1 protein-coding gene is annotated in these 960 nt (G+C 60.4%); it reads right to left on the bottom strand.

Annotated features, from left to right (window positions below; genetic code table 11):
• Positions 1-36 precede the first annotated feature (36 nt).
• Positions 37-960: hypothetical protein (locus EOA13_RS38250; protein ID WP_206535382.1), on the bottom strand; the 924-nt coding region annotated here is incomplete at its 5' end.

Consider the following 960-nt stretch of genomic DNA (forward strand, 5'->3'; position numbering starts at 1 on the left):
CCGCAGCCCCTGCCGTGCCGATCAGATCGAGGGCGTTCATGCTCGCACCTCGCGGCGAAACGGATTTTCTACATAGGCGGCCGAGTCCGACAGCCGATTGAGCAGGCCGAGGCTGATTAGCCGTTCCTCCAACCGCCGCGCGTTGTCAGAGAAGTCCTCCTGATCGGCTTTGCCGGCGCCGATGATGCTCGCGGCCTGTTGATCTCCGATCACGAGGCCGTAACGATCATGGAGCGCAGCAAGGAAGTCCTTGAACTCCATCCTCTCACTCACGCAGCAGACAACAAGCGTCTTGAGCAGGCGGTCGGTCGGTGCGTAGCGCACGCGCTGGCTTGAGCGACGCGAGCTCAATCCGATCTGCCGCGCCCAAGTCGAATGAACTTTGCCCACATGTTGCGCGTGCCTGGTCTTCGCCCTGCCAACGAGCTCATCGATCAGGTCGCCTGGATTGCTCATCCCCGCCGGTAAGTCATCAGGGTCCGGCCAGTCAAATTGGCGGCCCAGTACCACTGCGGCGCTGAGAACGGCATCGTCCGACGCAACGGCGAGCTGCCACTCATGAGAGGTTTCGGCACTGCGGACGTAATGCTCGATGGCAAGACCGGGTAGCGCATTGTTCGCTTGGAAAGAGTCCGCGGCAAGGTCACGGATCACGGTCTTTTTTGGCGATACGATCTCGCAGATCATCGTAATGGGCACCGAGTCGAGCAGTTCACGCGCTCGGTCAAGCTGGTATCGAACAAGATTGAGCCCGGTGATGTTTACGATGTGGGGCAGAGCGTCAAACACCGAAATCGGGCTATCGAGAATGGCGATCCAATCCTCGGCGAGCTGATCGAATATCGGGTGGGTCGAGCAGGGGAGGTAGGCGCCCGGCCGATCACGCTCGGCAAGTTGTGGCTCGCCTTGCAGCGCGGCGACCAACCGATCGTAAACGGTTGGCTGGTCTAAGAGATTACC

Origin of the sequence: Mesorhizobium sp. M7A.F.Ca.US.011.01.1.1, assembly GCF_003998295.1 — a bacterium.
Lineage (GTDB): Bacteria > Pseudomonadota > Alphaproteobacteria > Rhizobiales > Rhizobiaceae > Mesorhizobium.